Here is a 1,712-nt window from a genome sequence, read left to right as displayed (position 1 = left end):
TTGATTTATTTATAATAGACACTACATAGACAAAAATATACACGAGTTGAGTACTAAAAAATGACAAAAAAGCAAACACAAAGCAAAAAAAAGACAACAACCACAGTAAAGAAAGAAACTAAAAATAAAAAAGAAGCAACAACTGCAGATATTGAAGCGGCAATCAAAAACGCTTCAAGCTTACCTGAAAGCGATGACTTGCAAGCGCAATTAGCAGAAGCACAGCAATCTGCCAAAGATAATTGGGACAAGGTGGTGCGCGCTCAGGCTGAAATGGAGAACCTAAAACGCCGTAATGCCAAAGATTTAGAAAACGCGCACAAGTTTGCACTTGACGGTTTTGTTAAAGCCTTGCTTGAGGTAAAAGATTCTTTAAGTATGGGGCTTAAAACTGCCAAGGAAGAAACAGCCACAATTGAAAGTATTATTGAAGGGCTAGAAATGACGGATAAAGTTTTTCTTTCTACCATGGTAAAGTTTGGCGTTGAGGCTATCCACCCAGAAGGAGAGCCCTTCAATCCCGAATTACATGAAGCTATTACCATGTTAGCGATGCCTGATAAAGAATCTAATACTGTTTTGGATGTCGTGCAAGTTGGCTTTACACTGAATGGTCGTCTAGTGCGTCCAGCGATGGTGGTCGTGGTTCAGTAGTTTTTTAGAGACCTCTTTGCGGTTATGGTATAATTCTCGCTCATTTTTTATTTTATTAAGGAAACATATGAAACTAATTCTTTTAGGTGCGCCAGGTGCTGGCAAGGGCACTGTTGCAAAATTACTAACCAAAATTGATGGATCGGTTCAAATCTCTACTGGTGATATTCTACGCGCGGCAGTTGCTGCTGGTACGGAACTTGGCAAGCAAGCTCAAGCAGCGATGAAGGCTGGCGATTTGGTGTCTGATGACTTAATTATGGGCATTATGAAAGAGAGGCTGCAGGAAGATGATTGTAAATCTGGTTATTTATTAGATGGTTTTCCGCGCACGATTCCACAAGCAGAAGCTTTAAAAAAATTGCTTGATAAAATGGGTGAAAAATTAGACGCCGCTGTTGAGATTGATGTTCCTCGCGATGTTATTCTTGATCGTTTAACCACGCGTCGTACTTGTACTGGTTGTGGTGCAATCTATAATATAAAGTCTAATCCAACTAAGGTTGAAGGCATTTGTGACAAGTGCGGCGAGAGCGTAGTTCAACGCGATGATGAAACTGAAGAAGCCATCAGCAATCGTTTAAATGTTTATAATGACCAAACAGCTCCTTTGGTTGGTTTTTATAAAGAAGAAGGTTTATTACTTAGCGTTGATGCGACTTCATCTGATTCAGTTATCAATGCTATTAAAGCAAAAATTGGCTAATTAAATCACTTTTTGTGAAACTCAAAAACCCCGCTCGTATTCGGGGTTTTTTTATGGTTTTTATCAAGATTTTGTAACTTATAACGCTTATCTTGCATAATAGACAAAAAGCCCTAATCCAAAAATAGAAATCAAAAAAACACACAAACCCCAACTGGTATAATGATTTCAACCAAAAAACCTCTTCACCCATTAGGTGAAAACACAAAAGACGACCCTGTGAACCACATCCCTTTTATACACAACCAAACCTTACTACATTTATGAACATTTTAAACTACAAACTGTCCTCTACCAACGAACTTCTAACCGCTCGCATTGGGCTACTTGCTACTGCACATACCATTAACAC

At 38.8% G+C, this 1,712-nt stretch carries 2 protein-coding genes; both read left to right on the top strand.

The window, feature by feature from the left end; all coding sequences use genetic code 11:
* The first annotated feature begins 60 nt into the window (after positions 1 to 60).
* Positions 61 to 654 (top strand): nucleotide exchange factor GrpE, encoded by a 594-nt coding sequence (gene grpE, locus BAZSYMA_RS01565; protein WP_090714909.1) that lies wholly within the window; start codon positions 61 to 63, stop codon positions 652 to 654.
* Between the two features lie 67 nt (positions 655 to 721).
* Positions 722 to 1,360, top strand: coding sequence for an adenylate kinase (locus tag BAZSYMA_RS01560; protein ID WP_090714907.1), 639 nt, complete (start codon positions 722 to 724; stop codon positions 1,358 to 1,360).
* The last annotated feature ends 352 nt before the right edge of the window (positions 1,361 to 1,712 follow it).

The organism is Bathymodiolus azoricus thioautotrophic gill symbiont, assembly GCF_001298715.1.
Lineage (GTDB): Bacteria > Pseudomonadota > Gammaproteobacteria > PS1 > Pseudothioglobaceae > Thiodubiliella.
Note: the sequence above shows the minus strand (reverse complement) of the source record. Positions and strands in the feature narration are given on the sequence as shown.